At 74.2% G+C, this 17,519-nt stretch carries 13 protein-coding genes; 4 read left to right on the top strand and 9 right to left on the bottom strand.

What is annotated here, in order from left to right; genetic code table 11:
* Positions 1-2: 2 nt before the first annotated feature.
* The 3 genes from GC089_RS12755 to GC089_RS12765 all read left to right on the top strand — a co-directional run bounded on the left by GC089_RS12755 (position 3) and on the right by GC089_RS12765 (position 2,283).
* Positions 3-524 (top strand): isoprenylcysteine carboxyl methyltransferase family protein, encoded by a 522-nt coding sequence (locus tag GC089_RS12755; protein WP_230684788.1) that lies wholly within the window; start codon positions 3-5, stop codon positions 522-524.
* Between the two features lie 7 nt (positions 525-531).
* Complete coding sequence (locus GC089_RS12760; protein ID WP_155377981.1) at positions 532-1,566, top strand: NAD(P)/FAD-dependent oxidoreductase; 1,035 nt, start codon at positions 532-534, stop codon at positions 1,564-1,566.
* A gap of 72 nt (positions 1,567-1,638) precedes the next feature.
* Entirely contained in the window at positions 1,639-2,283 is a 645-nt protein-coding gene (locus GC089_RS12765) for a hypothetical protein (protein WP_155377982.1), read from the top strand.
* Between the two features lie 48 nt (positions 2,284-2,331).
* Here the strand turns inward: GC089_RS12765 and GC089_RS12770 are convergent, their stop codons facing one another.
* From GC089_RS12770 to ilvD (GC089_RS12790), 5 genes are all read right to left on the bottom strand, one after another.
* Complete coding sequence (locus GC089_RS12770) at positions 2,332-3,333, bottom strand: hypothetical protein (RefSeq protein WP_155377983.1); 1,002 nt, start codon at positions 3,331-3,333, stop codon at positions 2,332-2,334.
* Positions 3,330-4,319 (bottom strand): ABC transporter ATP-binding protein, encoded by a 990-nt coding sequence (locus tag GC089_RS12775; RefSeq protein WP_155379216.1) that lies wholly within the window; start codon positions 4,317-4,319, stop codon positions 3,330-3,332. Before GC089_RS12775 ends, GC089_RS12770 begins: the two co-directional genes overlap by 4 nt.
* A 63-nt stretch (positions 4,320-4,382) precedes the next feature.
* Positions 4,383-6,122, bottom strand: coding sequence for an alpha-glucosidase (locus tag GC089_RS12780; RefSeq protein WP_155377984.1), 1,740 nt, complete (start codon positions 6,120-6,122; stop codon positions 4,383-4,385).
* Between the two features lie 81 nt (positions 6,123-6,203).
* A complete protein-coding gene (locus GC089_RS12785; protein ID WP_155377985.1) occupies positions 6,204-6,785 on the bottom strand; it encodes a pyridoxamine 5'-phosphate oxidase family protein in 582 nt (193 codons plus the stop codon).
* A gap of 63 nt (positions 6,786-6,848) precedes the next feature.
* Positions 6,849-8,567: a dihydroxy-acid dehydratase gene (gene ilvD, locus GC089_RS12790; protein WP_155377986.1), complete on the bottom strand. Its 1,719-nt coding sequence runs from the start codon at positions 8,565-8,567 to the stop codon at positions 6,849-6,851.
* Positions 8,568-8,737: 170 nt separating this feature from the next.
* On the opposite strand from ilvD (GC089_RS12790), the gene GC089_RS12795 reads away from it, so the two are divergent.
* A complete protein-coding gene (locus GC089_RS12795) occupies positions 8,738-11,176 on the top strand; it encodes a bifunctional diguanylate cyclase/phosphodiesterase (RefSeq protein WP_230684789.1) in 2,439 nt (812 codons plus the stop codon).
* A 45-nt stretch (positions 11,177-11,221) separates the two neighbouring features.
* On the opposite strand, the gene ilvD (GC089_RS12800) is transcribed toward GC089_RS12795, so the two are convergent.
* The 4 genes from ilvD (GC089_RS12800) to GC089_RS12815 all read right to left on the bottom strand — a co-directional run bounded on the left by ilvD (GC089_RS12800) (position 11,222) and on the right by GC089_RS12815 (position 17,519).
* Complete coding sequence (gene ilvD / locus GC089_RS12800; protein ID WP_155377988.1) at positions 11,222-13,084, bottom strand: dihydroxy-acid dehydratase; 1,863 nt, start codon at positions 13,082-13,084, stop codon at positions 11,222-11,224.
* 112 nt (positions 13,085-13,196) lie between these two features.
* On the bottom strand, positions 13,197-15,479 hold the full coding sequence (locus GC089_RS12805) for a beta-glucosidase (protein WP_370514001.1): 2,283 nt from the start codon (positions 15,477-15,479) through the stop codon (positions 13,197-13,199).
* A gap of 109 nt (positions 15,480-15,588) precedes the next feature.
* Positions 15,589-16,470 (bottom strand): carbohydrate ABC transporter permease, encoded by an 882-nt coding sequence (locus GC089_RS12810; RefSeq protein ID WP_155377989.1) that lies wholly within the window; start codon positions 16,468-16,470, stop codon positions 15,589-15,591.
* A complete protein-coding gene (locus GC089_RS12815) occupies positions 16,467-17,519 on the bottom strand; it encodes a carbohydrate ABC transporter permease (RefSeq protein WP_155377990.1) in 1,053 nt (350 codons plus the stop codon). The genes GC089_RS12810 and GC089_RS12815 overlap by 4 nt, the downstream gene beginning before the upstream one ends.

Below are 17,519 nucleotides of genomic sequence, written 5' to 3' on the forward strand. Positions count from 1 at the left end.
CCGTGCTGACGCTCTACGTCGTCGTCGTCGCGCTCACCGCCGTCGAGCGCCTGGCCGAGCTGGTCGTCTCGTCCCGCAACGCGCGCTGGTCGTTCGAGCGCGGGGGCGTGGAGAGCGGCCGTGGCCACTTCCCCGCCATGGTGCTGCTGCACACCGCCCTGCTCGTCGCGTGCGTCGTGGAGGTGCTGGTCGCCGACCGGCCCTTCGTGCCCTGGCTCGGCTGGCCGGCGCTCGTGCTCGTCGTGGCGAGCCAGGCGCTGCGCTGGTGGTGCATCGGCACGCTCGGGCCGCGCTGGAACACGCGCGTCATCGTGGTGCCGGGGCTGCCGCTCGTCGCCCGCGGCCCGTACCGGTGGTTCCGCCACCCCAACTACGTGGCCGTCGTGGTGGAGGGGATCGCCCTGCCGCTCGTGCACACGGCCTGGGTGACGGCCCTCGTGTTCACGGTCCTCAACGCCGTGCTGCTGCTGCGGTTCCGCATCCCCGCCGAGGAGCGCGCGCTGCAGGCCGCCACCGCGGCGTAGGCGCGCCGTGCCCGACACGGACGTGCTCGTCGTGGGCGGGGGCCCGGTCGGGCTCGCCGCCGCCGTCGAGGCGCGGCTGCGCGGGCTCGAGGTCGTCGTGCTCGAGCCGCGCACCGGCACCGTCGACAAGGCGTGCGGCGAGGGCCTCATGCCGGGTGCGCTGCGGCTCCTGCAGGGGTGGGACCTCGACCCGGCCGGCCACCCGCTCGCGGGCATCAGCTACCGCTCACCCGGCGGGCACGTCGACCACCGCTTCCGCGGTCCGGCCGGGCGGGGTGTGCGGCGCACCGTCCTGCACGACGCGCTGCGCAGGCGTGCGGCGGACCTCGGGGCGACGACGGTGCGGGGGCGCGCGGACGACGTCCGGGTCAGCGCCGACGGCGCCGTGGCGGGCGGCGTGTCCGCACGGCACCTGCTCGCCTGCGACGGTCTGCACTCCACCGTGCGGCGCCGGCTCGGCCTCGAGCCGGCGGGCCGTCCCCGTGCCGGGACGGGCGACCGGAGGCGGTACGGCCTGCGCCGGCACTTCCGCGTCGCGCCGTGGACCGACCTCGTCGAGGTGCACTGGTCCCCGCTCGCCGAGGCGTACGTGACACCCGTCGCGCCCGACCTCGTCGGGGTCGCCGTGCTGGGGCCACGCGGCGCGGACCTGCCGGCGACGCTCGCGGCGCTCCCCGAGCTCGCGGCCCACCTGGAGGGCGCCCCGGCCGCCGGCCCGCTGCGCGGCGCGGGTCCGCTGCGCCAGCGCAGCACGCGTCGCGCCGTCGGCCCCGTGCGGCTCGTCGGCGACGCCTCGGGCTACGTGGACGCGCTCACCGGCGAGGGCCTGCGGGTGGGGTTCGCCCAGGCACGGGCCGCCGTCGCGACGCTGGACGACCCGGACGCCTACGAGCGCGCGTGGCGCGCCGCCACGCGCGACTACCGGCTGCTCACGTCCGCGCTGGTCGCGTGGGCGACGTCGCCCGCGCGCCCGGCGCTCGTCCCCGTGGCCCGGCGGTCGCCCGCGCTGTTCGCGGCCGTGGTCGAGCGCCTCGCACGCTGACGGCGTGGGACGCGCGACGCGTCCGCGTGCCGTGCCTACGGTGGGCGGACCGACGACGAGGGGTGGTGCGCCATGCGGACGACGGCACGCAGGACGACGGGGGCGGTCGGGGCCGCGGTCGCGGTGCTCGCGGTGGCCGCCTGCTCCGGTGACGCGCCGGGGCAGGCGGCCACGACGACCGTGACGGCCACGGTGACCGCCTCGCCCACGGCGAGCCCGACGACCTCCCCCGCGGCGTCGCCGACCACGGTCGCGCCGGAGCCCACGGCGGGGCTCGAGGGGTTCACCGCACCGGGCACCGAGCTGACCGCCGAGCCCGCCGACGGGCGGCTCACGGTGGTGGCGGTGCGCACGGGTGAGCACGACGGGTACGACCGCGTCGTCTACGAGCTCGCCGGCGAGGGACTGCCCGGGTGGCGGGTGGGGTACGTCGACCAGGCGGTGGACGACCCCTCGGACGAGGTGGTGGCGGTCGACGGCGACGCGATCCTGCGGGTGTGGCTGACCGGGACGTCCTACCCGTTCGAGACCGGGCACGAGGAGTTCGCCCAGGACGTGCGACCCGACGACGGCGACGTGGAGCACGTCACGCGGCCGCTGACCTTCGAGGGGCGGTCCCAGTCGTTCGTGGGCGTCGACGACGGGCCGCGGCCGTTCCGGGTGTTCCTGCTGCAGGACCCGGTGCGGGTCGTGGTCGACGTGCAGGACGAGGGGTGACCTCCCCGTCGCGGCGCCCCCCGGCGCACTGAGGGTCCGCCGGGGCCGTCAGGGGACGTCGCGCCGCCGGAAGGAGACCAGGCCGAGCACGAGCGCCAGCACGACGAGCGTGCCCGCGACGGCCGCACCCTGCCCCGCGCCGACCACGTGCCACACCTCCTCGCACACCTCCAGGCCGGGTGCGGCCGGGTCGGGCCGGCACGCGGGCACCCCGTAGCCGGACGACCCCCAGGTCCAGGCCGCGAGGTTCACCGAGAGCGGCAGCCAGCCCGCGGCGGGCCAGACGAGCCGCAGCGCGCTCTCCACGGCCGCGGCCCACCAGACGACCACGCCGAGCACGGCGCCCACGTGGCGCAGCGCGAACCCGAGGCCCGCGCCCAGCAGCGCCGCGCCGACCGCGACGACCGCCCACCGCCCCGCGCGCCCCAGCACGTCCGTCCAGGCCGTCTCCGGCACCCCCGGCGGGAACGTCTCCACCCCGCGCAGGTGCGCCACGGCCGCGAGCAGGCCGGCGAGCACGACGAACGCCGCGACCACGACCGGGACGGACACGAGCACGGCGGCCGCCACCTTGCTCGCGAACACGTGCCCGCGCCGCGGCGCGAACGTCAGCCAGGTCGCGACGGCGCCGGAGGCGAACTCGGCGGCGACCAGGCTCGCGCCCACCAGCAGCGCGCCGAGCGCGAGCACCGTGCCGGTGGTCTCGACGCGCTCCTCGAGCAGCTGCCAGAGCCCGGGGCGCAGCGGGAGGAAGCGCTCGGGCACCGGCTCCAGCAGGGCGCAGTCGTACGCCCCCGGGTCGCCCGGCGGCAGCGACCGCTGCGCGTCCCGGCAGGCCCGCAGCTGCTCGTCGCCGGTCTCCCGCCAGTCCGCCGCCGCGGCCTCGTAGGCCACGCGGGCCTCTGCCCGCTCCGTGGTGGACGGGGGACGCGTCTCCCACCACGCGGTGACGACGAGCCCGAGCACGCCCAGCAGGACGAGGCCGGCGACGACCCAGACCGCGGGGCGGGCGCGGGCCCGGGCGAGCTCGGCGCGCAGGAGCCGGCTCACGCGGCGCCCCGGGGACGCGCGGTCGGCGCCGGCGCGGCACCGCCCGTCAGCTCGAGGAACACGGACTCCAGGTCGCCGCCCGCCGTGCCGAGCGCGTGGACCGCCACGCCGGCCCGCACGAGGGCGGCGTTGACCTCCGCGGGCCCGGGCGCGCCGGACACGACGAGCGCGTCGGGGCCGTCGGGGACGGCCGACCAGCCGCCGGCCGTCACGACCTGCGCGGCGAGCGCACGGTCGCCCACGCCGACCCGCACCTGCGCGCCGTGCCCGCCCGCGAGGACGTCGGCGACCGTGCCCTCGGCGACCAGGCGCCCGGCCGCGACGATCGAGACCGTGTCGGCGACCTGCGCGACCTCGGCCAGGACGTGGCTCGAGACGAGGACGGTCCGCCCTTCGTCGGCCAGGGCGCGGACCGTCGCGCGCAGGTCCCGGATGCCCGCCGGGTCGAGCCCGTTGGTCGGCTCGTCGAACACCAGCAGGTCCGGGTCCTTGAGGAGGGTCGCCGCGATCGCGAGGCGCTGCTTCATCCCGAGCGAGTAGCGGCGGAACTGGTCCGCGCCGCGCTCGCGCAGGCCGACGCGCTCGAGCACCTCCTCGACGCGCGCGTCCGGGACGCCGACCGCCGTGGCGAGCAGGCGCAGGTTGCGCCGGCCGGAGAAGCCGGGCACGAACCGCGGGTTCTCGACGATGGCGCCGACGCGCCCCACCACGTCGGGCAGCCGGGCGGGGACGCGCGTGCCGAACAGCTCCACGGTGCCCGCGTCGGGGCGGGCGAGGCCCAGCAGCACGCGGATGGTCGTGGTCTTGCCGGAGCCGTTGGGCCCGAGGAACGCGTGCACACCGCCCGCCGGGACCTCGAGGTCGAGGTGGTCGACCGCGACGACCTGCCGCAGCGTGGACGTGCGGTACGTCTTGCGCAGCCCGCGGACGCGGACCGCGGGCTCTCCCGGTGTGCCGATGTCGACCTCCTCGTGCACGGTCCCCATCGGCACGCCGGGCGCCGCTCCGCACCGCGCGGGCACGTCGTCACCCGTGCGGGCGTGCCCGCCTCAGCCCGCCGTGCGGCGGCGCAGCACCAGCGCCTCCCACGGCCGCAGCGTCACGGCACCGCCGCCGAGCGCGGCCCCGGCGTCGTAGTTGCCGAGGACGCGCTCCGCCGTCTCGTCCCACCCCTCGGGCACGTCGACCGTCTGCTCCTCGCCGGAGAAGCTGCCGAGGACCAGCAGCTGCACGTCGTCGAGCGTGCGCGTGAACGCGTACACGTGCGGGTGGTCGGGCAGCAGCATCCGGAAGTCGCCGAGGGCCACCGCGGGCTCGGTGTGCCGCAGCTCGATCAGCCGGCGGTAGTGGTGGAAGACCGACCGCGGGTCCGCGCGCTCCGCCTCGGCGTTGACCGTGCGGTGGTTCGGGTTGACGGCGATCCACGGCTCGCCCGTCGTGAAGCCCGCGTTCGGCGAGGCGTCCCACTGCACGGGCGTGCGGGCGTTGTCCCGGCCCATCGCGGCGAGCCCGGCGAGCAGCTGGTCCTCGCTCGCGTGCCCGAGCGTCCGGGCGTGCTCGACGTACCGCAGCGACTCGATGTCCCGGTACTGGTCCAGGGACGTGAAGTGGGCGTTCGTCATGCCCAGCTCCTCGCCCTGGTAGACGTACGGCGTCCCGCGGTGCAGGTGCAGCACGGTCGCGAGCATCGTGGCGGACTCGCGGCGGTACTCGCCGTCGTCGCCGAACCGGGACACGATCCGCGGCTGGTCGTGGTTGTCCCAGTAGAGGGAGTTCCACCCGACGTCCTGCAGGCCCGCCTGCCAGCGCGCCATGGTCGCCTTCAGGTCGCGCAGGTCCAGCGGCTCGGGGTCGAACTTGCCGCCCGGACCGTGGTCGAGGCCCACGTGCTCGAACGTGAACACCATGTCGAGCTCCTCGCGGCGCGGGTCGGTGAAGAGCACCGCGTCCTCGACGGTGGCACCCGGCGTCTCCCCCACGAGCAGGAGGGACTCGCGACGGCCGGCGAACACCTCCTGGTGCATCTCGTGCAGGAACTCGTGCAGCCGCGGCCCGTTGTTCGTGCCCGGGCCCGCGTCGCCCAGGGCACCGTGCGTGACGGGGCCGTCCTTGAGCGACCCGTCCTCGCCCACGACCTTGGAGATGAGGTTGATGACGTCCATGCGGAAGCCGTCGACCCCGCGGTCGAGCCACCAGCGCATCATCGCGTAGACGGCCTGGCGCACCTCGGGGTTCTCCCAGTTGAGGTCCGGCTGCTTGCGGCTGAACAGGTGCAGGTAGTACTCGCCGGTCGCCTCGTCGAGCTCCCACGCGGGGCCGGAGAAGAACGAGCCCCAGTTCGTGGGCTCGGCGCCGGGCTCGCCGGCCGTCATCCCGCGCCGTGGCGGGCGCCACCAGTACCAGTCCCGCTTCGGGTTGTCCGTCGACGAGCGGGACTCGACGAACCACGGGTGCTCGTCGCTCGTGTGGTTGACGACGAGGTCCATCACGACCTTGATCCCGCGCGCGTGCAGCGCCGCGACCACCTCGTCGAGGTCCTCGAGCGTGCCGAACAGCGGGTCCACGTCCTGGTAGTCGCTGATGTCGTAGCCGTTGTCGTCCTGCGGGCTGCGGTACAGCGGGGAGAACCAGACGACGTCGACGCCGAGCTCGGCGAGGTGGTCGACGCGCTGCAGCACGCCGCGCAGGTCGCCGACGCCGTCACCGTCGCCGTCCTGGAACGAGCGGGGGTAGATCTGGTAGACGACCGCGGTGGTCCACCACGGTGCGTCCTCGCGCGTGAAGGTCACGTCGGTCCTCTCGGGCGCTGCTGCCTGCCGGTCCCCCGACCTTCGCACCCGGCGACGGCCGCCGCACGCCGCGCGCCCACGTCACGCCGTGGCGCCGGTGCCCTCCGGCTCCGGGTCCATGTCGAACGCCGGCAGGCCGTCGATGCTCGTGCGGTTCTTCCGCCGGCGGTACTCGGCCTGCCCGTCCGCACCCTTGCGGTCCATGAACGACGGCAGCAGGTCCCGCTCGCCGCGGTAGTCCATCAGCGGCACGCCGTACCCGCACGAGTCGGAGACCCGCTCGACGTCCACCACGACGACGGCCCGCACCCCGCGCGTCTCGGCGAAGTGCACCGCGAGGTCCGCGAAGCCCTCGTCGTAGAGCGTGACGAACCGGCCCCGGCCGTGCAGGCGCACGATGTTCGGCGGCCCGTCGAAGGCGCAGAACATGAGCGTGACCCGGCCGTTCTGGCGCAGGTGCGCGATCGTCTCCGCGCCGCTGGCCGTCAGGTCCGCGTACGCGACGGTGCGCTCGTCCAGGACGGCGAACGTGCCGCCGACGCCCTTGGGCGACACGTTGACGTGCCCGTCCGGTCCGTCGGGGGCCGTCGCGACGAAGAACACGTGCTGCGCCTCGACGAACCGGCGGATCCTCGCGTCGATGCACTCGTGGACCGTGGCCATGCGCCCTCCTCGCGTCGGCCCCGACCGTAGCGGGCGGGGCCGGGGCACGGCAGGACCCGACCGTCAGCCGAGCACGGCCCCCTTCGACGCGGACTGCACGAGCTTCTGGTACTTGCCCAGCACGCCGCGCGTGTACCGGGGCGCCACCGGCCGCCAGCCCTCCCGCCGCGCGGCGAGCTCCGCCTCGTCGACCAGCAGGTCGAGCGTCGCGTGCGCGACGTCGAGGCGGATGCGGTCGCCGTCGCGGACGAACGCGATCGGCCCGGCGTCCACGGCCTCCGGCGCGATGTGCCCGACGCACAGCCCCGTCGTCCCGCCCGAGAACCGGCCGTCGGTGACGAGCAGGACGTCCTTGCCGAGGCCGGCGCCCTTGATCGCGCCCGTGATCGCGAGCATCTCGCGCATGCCCGGTCCGCCCTTGGGGCCCTCGTACCGGATGACGACGACGTCCCCGGCCTGGATCGTCCCGTCCTCGAGCGCGTCGAGCGCGGCACGCTCGCGCTCGAACACCCGCGCGGTGCCCTCGAACACGTCTGAGTCGAAGCCCGCCGACTTCACGACCGCGCCCTCGGGCGCGAGCGAGCCGTGCAGGATCGTGATGCCGCCGGTGCGGTGGATCGGGTCGTCCAGGGCGCGCAGGATCTTCCCGTCGGGGTCGGGCGGCGCGACGGCGGCGAGGTTCTCCGCGACCGTGCGGCCGGTGACGGTGAGGCAGTCCCCGTGCAGCAGACCCGCGTCGAGCAGGGCCTTCATGACGACCGGCACGCCGCCGATGCGGTCCACGTCGTTCATGACGTACCGGCCGAAGGGCTTGAGGTCGCCCAGGTGCGGCACGCGTGCCGCGACGCGGCTGAAGTCCTCGAGGGTGAGGTCCACCTCGGCCTCGTGCGCGATCGCGAGCAGGTGCAGCACGGCGTTCGTCGAGCCGCCGAAGGCCATGACGACGGCGATCGCGTTCTCGAACGCCTCCTTCGTCATGATCTGCCGCGCCGTGATGCCGCGGCGCAGCAGCTCGACGACCGCCTCCCCGGAGCGGCGCGCGAACTGGTCGCGGCGCCGGTCGGCGCTCGGCGGCGCGGCGGACCCGGGCAGCGACATGCCCATGGCCTCCGCGACCGAGGCCATCGTGTTCGCGGTGTACATGCCGCCGCAGGCGCCCTCGCCCGGGCAGATCGCGCGCTCGATGCGGTCGACGTCCTCGGCGCTCATGAGCCCCCGCGCGCACGCGCCGACGGCCTCGAACGCGTCGATGATCGTCACGTCCTTCTCGGTGCCGTCGGACAGCCGCACCCACCCCGGCATGATCGAGCCGGCGTAGAGGAAGACGCTCGCGAGGTCCAGGCGCGCGGCCGCCATGAGCATGCCCGGCAGGGACTTGTCGCACCCGGCGAGCAGCACGGAGCCGTCGAGGCGCTCGGCCATCATCACCGTCTCGACCGAGTCCGCGATGACGTCGCGGCTCACCAGCGAGTAGTGCATGCCCTCGTGGCCCATGGAGATGCCGTCGGAGACGGAGATCGTGCCGAACTCCATCGGGAACCCGCCGCCCGCGTGCACGCCGTCCTTGACGGCCTTCGCGAGCCGGTCCAGCGAGAGGTTGCACGGCGTGATCTCGTTCCACGAGCTCGCGACGCCGATCTGGGGCTTGGCGAAGTCCTCGTCGCCCATGCCGACGGCGCGCAGCATGCCGCGCGCCGCCGTCGCCTCGAGGCCGTCGGTGACCTGCCGGGAGCGGGGCTTGATGTCGACGCCGGGGGGCGTCCCGGGCTGGGTGCTCGTCATGAGCCGAGAGTAGGCAGCGCGGGCACGCGCGGCATCCGGCCCGCGCGCTGCGTCCGGCCGGGTGTCGCGGCGCCGGATCCCTACGGCGACGGGCCGGGCTGCCGATGGGCTCCGAGGAGTGGTGCCGGTCGCACGTGGCTGCAGGTGCCCCAGCCCACCGGGGAGGCCCCTTGACCGCGCACGCACCGCCGTCGCGCCGCGACCGGCTGCTCACCGCCGTGACGTGGCAGCGGTTCCTCGTCGCGGGGCTGGTGCTCACGGGCGTCGTGCTCGTCCTGCCCGGCTGGCCGGGCGAGATCCTGTGGGACGCGGTGCCCGTGCTGTCGTGCGCCGCCATGGTCGTCGGGCTGCGCCGGCACCGCGGACCCGCCGTACGGGCGTGGTGGTGGCTGACGGCCGGCGTGACCTGGTGGGCGCTCAGCGACCTCGTGTGGACCACCTGGTACGTGCTCGTCGGCGGCGACGGCGAGCAGATCCCGTGGTGGTACGACGTCGTCTACATGGCCGCGTACCCGCTGCTGGCCGCCGGGCTCGCGCGGCTCCCCCGCAACTCCCTGCGCGACCGGCACGAGACGGCGACCATGGACGCGGTCGTCGTCGTCGTGGGCGCGGCGCTGCTGTACTGGTCCCTCGTGTTCCGCGGCGTCCTCCGCGAGGGCGTGCCGGCCGACCCGGGTCAGGTCGTGGCCGTGCTGTCGCTCGCGATGGGCCTCGGCGTCGCCTTCATGGTGTCGCGGCTGTGGTTCCGGTACGGCAACGACAACGGCGCCTACCTGCTGCTCGGCTGGGGCGTCGCCGCGTCGATGGTGGGTGACGTCGTGTACACGGTGACGCTGACGGGCGACGGCGCCCCGGGCATCTCCGTGTTCGACACGTCGCTGGTGGAGAGCGTCGGCAGCGCCGGCTGGCTCGTGTGGTTCGTGCTGTTCGGTGCCGCCGCCCTGCACCCCGGCGTGGTCGCGGCGTCGCCCGACGCCACACCGTCCCACTCGTTCACGGTCGCGCGCGGCGTCATCTTCTTCCTGACCGCGTCGATCGGCCCCACCACGCTGCTGCTGTCCTCCCACGTCGGCGGCGCGGTGACCATGGCCTGGTCCGACCTCGCCGTCCCGCTGCTCACCGTCACCGCGCTCACCGCGTTCCTCGTCGCGCGGCTCGTCGTCGGCACGAGCACGGCGCAGCTGCGCGCGATCCAGCTCGACCGGCAGGCCGCGGAGCTCTCGCAGGCGCTGCGCGAGCAGGGCGAGCTGCAGCTGCGGCTGAGCCACCAGGCGCTGCACGACCCGCTGACCGGCCTGGGGAACCGCACGCGCTTCACCGAGCGGCTCGCCGCGCCGCGCCGGCGCGGGTCGGGCCGGCGCGCGGTGCTGATGCTCGACCTGGACGGCTTCAAGACGGTGAACGACGACCACGGCCACCACGCCGGCGACGACCTGCTGGTCGAGGTCGCCCGGCGCCTGCGCCGGTCCGTCGGCGAGGACGACACGCTCGTGCGGCTCGGGGGTGACGAGTTCGCCGTGGTGCTCGAGGACGCCGACGAGGCGGATGCGCGCGACGTCGCGTGGCGCGTCGTGCACGCGCTCGCCGAGCCCTTCCTCGTCGACGGGCACACCGTCCGGGTGACGTCGAGCGTGGGGGTGCGCGTCGTCGAGCCGTCCACCGAGCCACGGGAGATCCTGCGCGACGCGGACCTCGCGCTGTACGCGGCGAAGGCGGCGGGCAAGAACCACGTCTGCGTCTTCGAACCCGGCATGCGCGTCGCGCACGACCGCCGGTCCGCGATCGCGGAGGGGCTGCAGCACGCGGTCGAGCGCGGCGAGCTGGTCGTGCACTACCAGCCCGTCGTGTCGCTGCGCAGCGGACGGGTGCACTCCGTCGAGGCGCTGGTGCGGTGGCAGTCGGCCGCCGGGCTCGTCATGCCCGACGCCTTCATCCCCGTCGCGGAGGAGACCGGCCTGATCGTGCCCGTCGGCGAGCACGTGCTGCGCCGCGCGTGCGCGGACGCGCGCCCCTGGTTCGAGGCGCACGGCGTCGCGGTGCACGTCAACGTGTCCGGTCGCCAGCTGCGCCGCCCCGAGATCGTCGACCAGGTGCTCGGTGCGCTGGCCGATGCGGGCCTGCCCGGCCGGGCCCTCGTGCTCGAGATCACCGAGACCGAGCTGCTCGCGGCCGAGGAGCCGGACGCCGGGCACGTCGTCGCCCACCTGTCGCGCCTGCGCGAGCACGGCGTGCGCGTGGCCATCGACGACTTCGGCACCGGCTACTCGTCGCTGGCCTACCTGCAGCGCCTGCCGGTCGACCTCGTCAAGATCGACGGTGCCTTCACCCGGTTCGCCGCCGAACCCGGCGACGAGGGACGCCGTCGACGCGCCCTCGCGAGCGCGATCGTGGACCTGTGCGCGAGCCTCGACCTGCCGGCCGTCGCCGAGCAGATCGAGACCGCCGACGAGGCGGAGGCGCTGCGGGCGATCGGCTGCCCCGAGGGGCAGGGCTACCTGTTCGGGCGGCCGTCGCCGCGCGACGAGATCACGGACCTGCTGGGCCGCCCCGAGCGCCTGTCGACCGTGCCGCAGCCGCGCTCCCCGGGCAGGACGCCGCGCCGGGTGTAGGCGCGTGCGACGCCCGGCCGCGGACCGGGCCGGGCGTCGTGCGTGTCAGGCGCGGCGGATGCGGCTCACGTCGCGCACGGCACCGCGGTCGGCGCTCGTCGCCATCGCGGCGTACGCCTGCAGCGCCGGGGAGACGTACCGGTCGCGGTCGACCGGCTGCCACGGGTTCTCGCGCGCCTCCATCTTGGCGCGACGCTCGGCGAGCACCTCGTCCGGGACGTTGACGCGGATGAGCCGCGTCTCGACGTCGATCTCGATCTCGTCGCCGTCCTCGATCAGGCCGATCGTGCCGCCCGCCGCCGCCTCGGGGCTGACGTGCCCGACGGAGATGCCGCTCGAGCCGCCGGAGAACCGGCCGTCGGTGATGAGCGCGCAGACCTTGCCCAGGCCGCGGCCCTTGATGAAGGACGTCGGGTAGAGCATCTCCTGCATCCCGGGGCCGCCCGCGGGGCCCTCGTACCGCACCACGACGACGTGGCCCGGCTGGACCTCCTTGCGCAGGATCTTCTCGACGGCCTCGTCCTGCGACTCGCACACCAGCGCGCGGCCCACGAAGTGGAAGACGTCGGGGTCGATGCCGGCGGTCTTGATGATCGCGCCGTCCTCGGCGAGGTTGCCGCGCAGCACGGCCAGCCCGCCCTCGACCGTGTAGGCGTGCGCCACGTCGCGGATGCAGCCGTTCGCCGCGTCCGTGTCCAGCGAGTCCCACACGTTCGACGTCGAGAACGCCTGCGTGGTCCGCACACCGCCGGGCGCGGCGTGGAACAGCTGCACCGCCCGCTCGGTGGCCTTGCCGCCGCGCACGTCCCAGTCGTCCAGCCACGCGCGCAGCGTCGGGGTGTGCACGCTCGTGACGTCGTGGTCCAGCAGCCCGCCGCGGTCGAGCTCGCCGAGCAGCGCGGGGATGCCGCCCGCCCGGTGCACGTCCTCCATGTGGAAGTCCGGGTGGTTCGGCGCCACCTTGGACAGGCACGGCACGCGGCGGCTGATCGCGTCGATGTCCGCGAGCGTGAAGTCCACGCCGGCCTCCTGCGCCGCGGCGAGGATGTGCAGGACCGTGTTCGTCGAGCCGCCCATCGCGACGTCGAGGGCCATCGCGTTGGAGAACGCGGCCTTCGTCGCGATCGCACGCGGGGCGACCGAGTCGTCCTCCTCGTCGTAGTACCGACGGGCGAGGTCGACGATCGTGCGCCCGGCCTCGAGGAACAGCTCGCGGCGCGCGGTGTGCGTGGCGAGCGTCGAGCCGTTGCCCGGCAGCGACAGCCCGAGCGCCTCCGTCAGGCAGTTCATCGAGTTCGCCGTGAACATGCCCGAGCACGAGCCGCACGTCGGGCACGCGTTCTCCTCGACCTTCGCGAGCGCCTCGTCGTCCACGGCGTCGTCGGCCGAGTAGTTGATCGCGTTGATGAGGTTGAGGTGCGTGCGCGCGACGCCGTTGGCGACGACCGCCTTGCCGGCCTCCATCGGCCCGCCGGAGACGAAGATCACCGGGATGTTCAGCCGCAGCGCCGCGTTGAGCATGCCCGGCGTGATCTTGTCGCAGTTGGAGATGCACACGAGCGCGTCCGCGCAGTGCGCGTTGACCATGTACTCGACGGAGTCGGCGATGAGGTCGCGGCTCGGCAGCGAGTAGAGCATCCCGCCGTGGCCCATCGCGATGCCGTCGTCGACGGCGATCGTGTTGAACTCCTTGGCGACGCCGCCCGCCTCGCGCACGGCCGACGCGACCAGGTCACCCATGTCCTTGAGGTGCACGTGCCCCGGGACGAACTGCGTGTACGAGTTCGCGATCGCGACGATCGGCTTGCCGAAGTCCTCGCTCGTCATGCCCGTGGCGCGCCACAGCGCACGGGCGCCGGCCATGTTGCGACCGTGGGTCGAGGTACGAGAGCGCAGGGGACGGCTCATCGTGGCACTGCTCCTTCAAGGCGGACGGGGCCCCACCTGCCGGTGGGGCCCCGTCACACTACGTCGGGAACCGCGGAGGTCGGACGGGCGTCCGCCTCGTGGTCCGTGCGCCTCAGCGCACGCTCGTCGTCGTCCAGCGGGCGTCGGCCGTCGTCACCACGTGCACGTCGCCCGTGAGCGTCGTGCGCGCCGAGGTCTCCTTGTCCGCGCAGGACGCGCCGACCCAGAGCTCGATCTCGCCCGGCTCGACGACCTTGCGGCCCGTGCGGTCCGTGAAGGCCACCCGCGTCGTCGGGACGACGAGCTCGACCTCGACCGACTCGCCCGCGTCGAGCTCGACGCGGCGGTAGCCGACGAGCTGCGCGACGGGACGGGTGACGCTGCCGACCACGTCGTGCGCGTACAGCTGCACGACGTCGGCGCCGGCGCGGTCGCCGGTGTTCGTGACGCGCACGCGCGCCGTGAACGTCCCGCCGGTCGCGGCCTCCGCGTCGACCGTCAGGTCCGCGTGCGTGAACGACGTGTACGACAGGCCGAAGCCGAACGGCCGGACCGGCACCGTGCTGAGGTTCGTCACGTCGCCGTCGCCGCCGAGCGCCGGGTGCAGGTACGAGTACGGCTGCGCGCCCGACGAGCGCGGCAGGCTCACCGGCAGACGGCCCGACGGGTTCACCCGGCCGGAGAGCACGCCCGCGATGGCGCGGCCGCCCTCCTCGCCGGGGAAGAACGCCTGCACGACCGCGGCGCAGGACGCGAGCGCCCAGTCGACGACGTACGGACGACCCGTGAGCAGCACGAGCACGACGGGCGTGCCCGTCGCGACCACGGCCTCGACCAGCTCGCGCTGCACGCCCGGCAGGTCGAGGTCGTCCCGGTCGCAGCCCTCACCGACCGTGCCGCGGCCGAACAGGCCGGCGTGGTCGCCCATGACCAGCACGGCGACGTCGGCCGACGACGCGGCCGCGACGGCCTCGTCGAAGCCGGACCGGTCCTCGTCGTCGACCGCGCAGCCGCGCACCGCGACGACCTCGGCGCCCGCGAGCTCCGCCGCCAGCGCCTCGCGCACGGTCGGGATCTCGAGGCCGACCTCCGCCTGGGGGTGCTGCGCGAGCACGTGGTTGAGGAACGAGTAGCAGCCGAACAGGGCCTCCGGACGGTCCGCGTTCGGGCCGACCACGGCGACCCGACGCGGCTGCGCGAGCGGCAGCGTCCCGTCGTTGCTCAGCAGGACCAGCGACTCCTCGGCGAGGCGCGCCGCCACGCGGCGGTGCTCGGGGCTGTCGAGGTCCACCCCGCTCGGCGGCTCGTCGTCGAACGTCGCGTCGAGCAGCCCGAGCTCGGCCTTCTGCCGCAGCACCCGCAGGACCGCCCGGTCGACGAGCGCCTCGTCGACCTTGCCCGAGCGCACGGCCTCGGCCAGCGGGTCGAGGTACGCGTCACCCGTCGGCAGCTCGATGTCGACGCCGGCGTTCAGCGCCAGGCCGGCCGCCTCGCCGAGGTCGCCCGCGACGTGGTGCAGCAGGTGGAGGAACGCGACGCCGAAGTAGTCGGCGACGACGGTGCCGTCGAAGCCCCACTCGCCACGCAGCAGGTCGGTCAGCAGGCGCGGGTCCGACGCGACGGGCACCCCGTCGATCTCCGCGTACGAGTGCATCACCGAGCGGACGCCGCCGTCGAGCACGGCCATCTCGAAGGGCGGCAGCAGCACGTCGGCGACCTCGCGGGGACCCGCGTGCACCGGCCCGAAGTTGCGGCCGGACTGCGAGCCCGAGTAGCCGACGAAGTGCTTCAGCGTGGCGTGCACGCCGGTCGACTGCAGGCCCCGCACGTACGACGTGCCGACCGTGCCGACGAGGTACGGGTCCTCGCCGATGCACTCGTCGACCCGGCCCCAGCGCGGGTCGCGGACCACGTCGAGCACCGGGGACAGGCCCTGGTGGATCCCCAGGTCCCGCATCGACGCACCGATGAGGGCGGCCATCTCCTCGACGAGCTCGGCGTCGAACGACGCACCCCAGGCCAGCGGCGTCGGGAACGTCGCGGCCTTCCACGCCGAGAGGCCGGTGAGGCACTCCTCGTGCACGATCGCCGGGATGCCGAGACGGGTGCCGGTCACCAGGCGGCGCTGCTGCGCCCAGAGCCGGCGGGCCTGGTCGTCGGCGTCCACCGGACGCGTCCCGTAGACGCGCGTGAGGTGGCCGAGGCCGTTCTTCGTGACCTCGTCGTACCCCCGGGGCGTCTCGAACTCGCCCTGCAGCGGTGCGACGGCCTCGCCGTCCTCCTTCTCCCAGAAGCCGACGATCTGGGCGAGCTTCTCCTCGAGCGTCATCTGCGCGAGGAGGTCCTCCGCGGTGCGGCTCGTGGCCGCCTGGGCGGACACCTGCAGATCCGTCACGGATCCCACTCCTTCGATGGTGCGAAAGCACGGCGGGCGCACGCGATCACGCGTGCGCCCGCCGGCGGTGGTTGGTGCGGCACCGCGCGGGCGCGGTGCGTGGTGGCGCTCAGCCCTTGACGGCGCCCTGGAGGCCGTTGACGATCCGCTTCTGCATCGTGAGGAAGAACACGAGGGCGGGGACCATCGCGAGCGTCGTGAACGCCAGCACACCGGCGGTGTCGGAGGCGTACTGCGTGTTGAAGTCCGCGACACCCAGCGGCAGCGTCTTCATCGCCGGGTTGTTGAGGATCAGCAGCGGCAGCAGGTACGCGTTCCACGAGCCGACGAACGCCAGCACGCCGACCGTCACCATGCCCGGACCCGACAGCGGCACGAGGATCCGCCAGAAGAAGCCGATGCGCGAGGCGCCGTCGATCGAGGCGGCCTCCTCCAGCTCCTGCGGCAGGGCCATGAGGAACGGGCGCAGGATGACGACCGTGATCGGCAGCGCGAAGGCCGCCTGCGGCAGCGCCACGCCCCAGAAGGTGTTGACCAGGCCGAGCTCACGGATCTGCAGGAACAGCGGGATGATCGCCACGGTGGCCGGGAACAGCAGGCCGAGGACGAACACCATGTACAGGCCCTCGCGCCCGTTGAACCGGTAGCGCGCGAGCGGGTAGGCGGCCATCACGCCGAACACCACGACCACGCCGGTGGTGATGAGGGCGATGATCGACGAGTTCAGGGCGTACCGCCAGAACGAGTCCGACGTGAGCACGCGGATGTAGTTGTCGACGATCCACGGGCTCGGCAGGCTGACCGGCGTGGCGGCGAGCTGCGCGTTCGAGCGGAAGCCGCTGAGCGCGGCGTACACGACCGGCGTGAGGGTCGCGAGGGCGACCACGACGGCCGCGACGTAGACGAGCGGCCCGACGCGGCGACGGTCGGCGCGCACGCGCGCCGCCTGGCGGGGTCGCGTACCGCGGGGCGGGGCGGCGGCGGTGGTCATCGGGACACCTTCCTGCGCCGGACGATCTTGGTGTCGGATGCGTCACCGCGCTGGACGAACGTCTGGTAGAGGATCGCGAGGATGAAGGAGATCGCGAAGAGGATCACCGCGACGGCCGACGCGTAGCCGTACTGGCTGCGCTCGGTGCCCTGGTTGATCAGGTAGGTCGCCATCGTCACCGTCGCGTTGGCCGGACCGCCCTTGGTGAGGATCCAGACCATGTCGAACAGCTGCAGCGAGCCGATCATCGACAGGAAGACCCAGGTGCGGATGGTGGGGCCGAGCAGCGGGATCGTGATCTTGCGCTGCACCTGCCACCACGAGGCGCCGTCGATCTGCGCGGCCTCGTTGAGCTCCTCCGGCACGCCCTGCAGACCCGCCAGCAGCAGCACGATCGCGAGGCCGACGTACTTCCACGTCAGGACGCCCATGACGGTCCAGAAGGCGAAGGAGGGGTCGCCGAGCCAGACCTGCTTGATGAAGCCGAGGCCGATCGTGTCGAGGAACGCGTCGAGCGGCCCGTTCGGCTGCAGCAGGAGGAACCACACGACACCGGCGACGACCTCGGCGATGACGTAGGGCACGAAGACGATGACGCGCATCGCCGTACGGCCGGCGAAGTTCCGGTTGAGCAGCAGCGCGATGCCCAGGCCGATCGGCAGCTGGATCGCGATGGACAGCACCGCGATGAGGAGGTTGTTCGTGACGGCCCTCTGGAAGATCGCGTCCCCGAGGGCGTTCGCGTAGTTCTGGAACCCGACGAAGTCGTCCATCGGGCCCAGGCCGTTCCACTTGAACAGCGAGTAGCGGCCGGCCTGGACGATCGGCACGACGACGAACACCGCGAACAGCACGAGAGCCGGCGTGACGAAGAAGGCGATCTCGAGCCGCTGGCGCCACTGCCGGCGCGAGCGGGGTCGGGCGTCCGGGTCGCGCGGACCGGCCGCCGCCGGCCAGGCGGATGCCTGGCCGGCGGCGGCGGTGCGTGCTCCCGCGGCTGCGCCCCTGGGTCCCGTCCCCTGCGTACGGGGGGTCAGGTCGCTGGCCAC

The organism is Cellulomonas sp. JZ18 (genome assembly GCF_009720485.1).
Classification (GTDB): domain Bacteria; phylum Actinomycetota; class Actinomycetes; order Actinomycetales; family Cellulomonadaceae; genus Cellulomonas.

Excerpts from the sequence above, each read along its gene's own strand:
- GC089_RS12775 (WP_155379216.1), bottom strand. The coding sequence starts at position 4,319 with ATGGGGACCGTGCACGAGGAGGTCGACATCGGCACACCGGGAGAGCCC.
- ilvD (WP_155377988.1), bottom strand. The coding sequence starts at position 13,084 with ATGAGCCGTCCCCTGCGCTCTCGTACCTCGACCCACGGTCGCAACATG.
- GC089_RS12810 (WP_155377989.1), bottom strand. The coding sequence starts at position 16,470 with ATGACCACCGCCGCCGCCCCGCCCCGCGGTACGCGACCCCGCCAGGCG.
- ilvD (WP_155377986.1), bottom strand. The coding sequence starts at position 8,567 with ATGACGAGCACCCAGCCCGGGACGCCCCCCGGCGTCGACATCAAGCCC.
- GC089_RS12765 (WP_155377982.1), top strand. The coding sequence starts at position 1,639 with ATGCGGACGACGGCACGCAGGACGACGGGGGCGGTCGGGGCCGCGGTC.
- GC089_RS12785 (WP_155377985.1), bottom strand. The coding sequence starts at position 6,785 with ATGGCCACGGTCCACGAGTGCATCGACGCGAGGATCCGCCGGTTCGTC.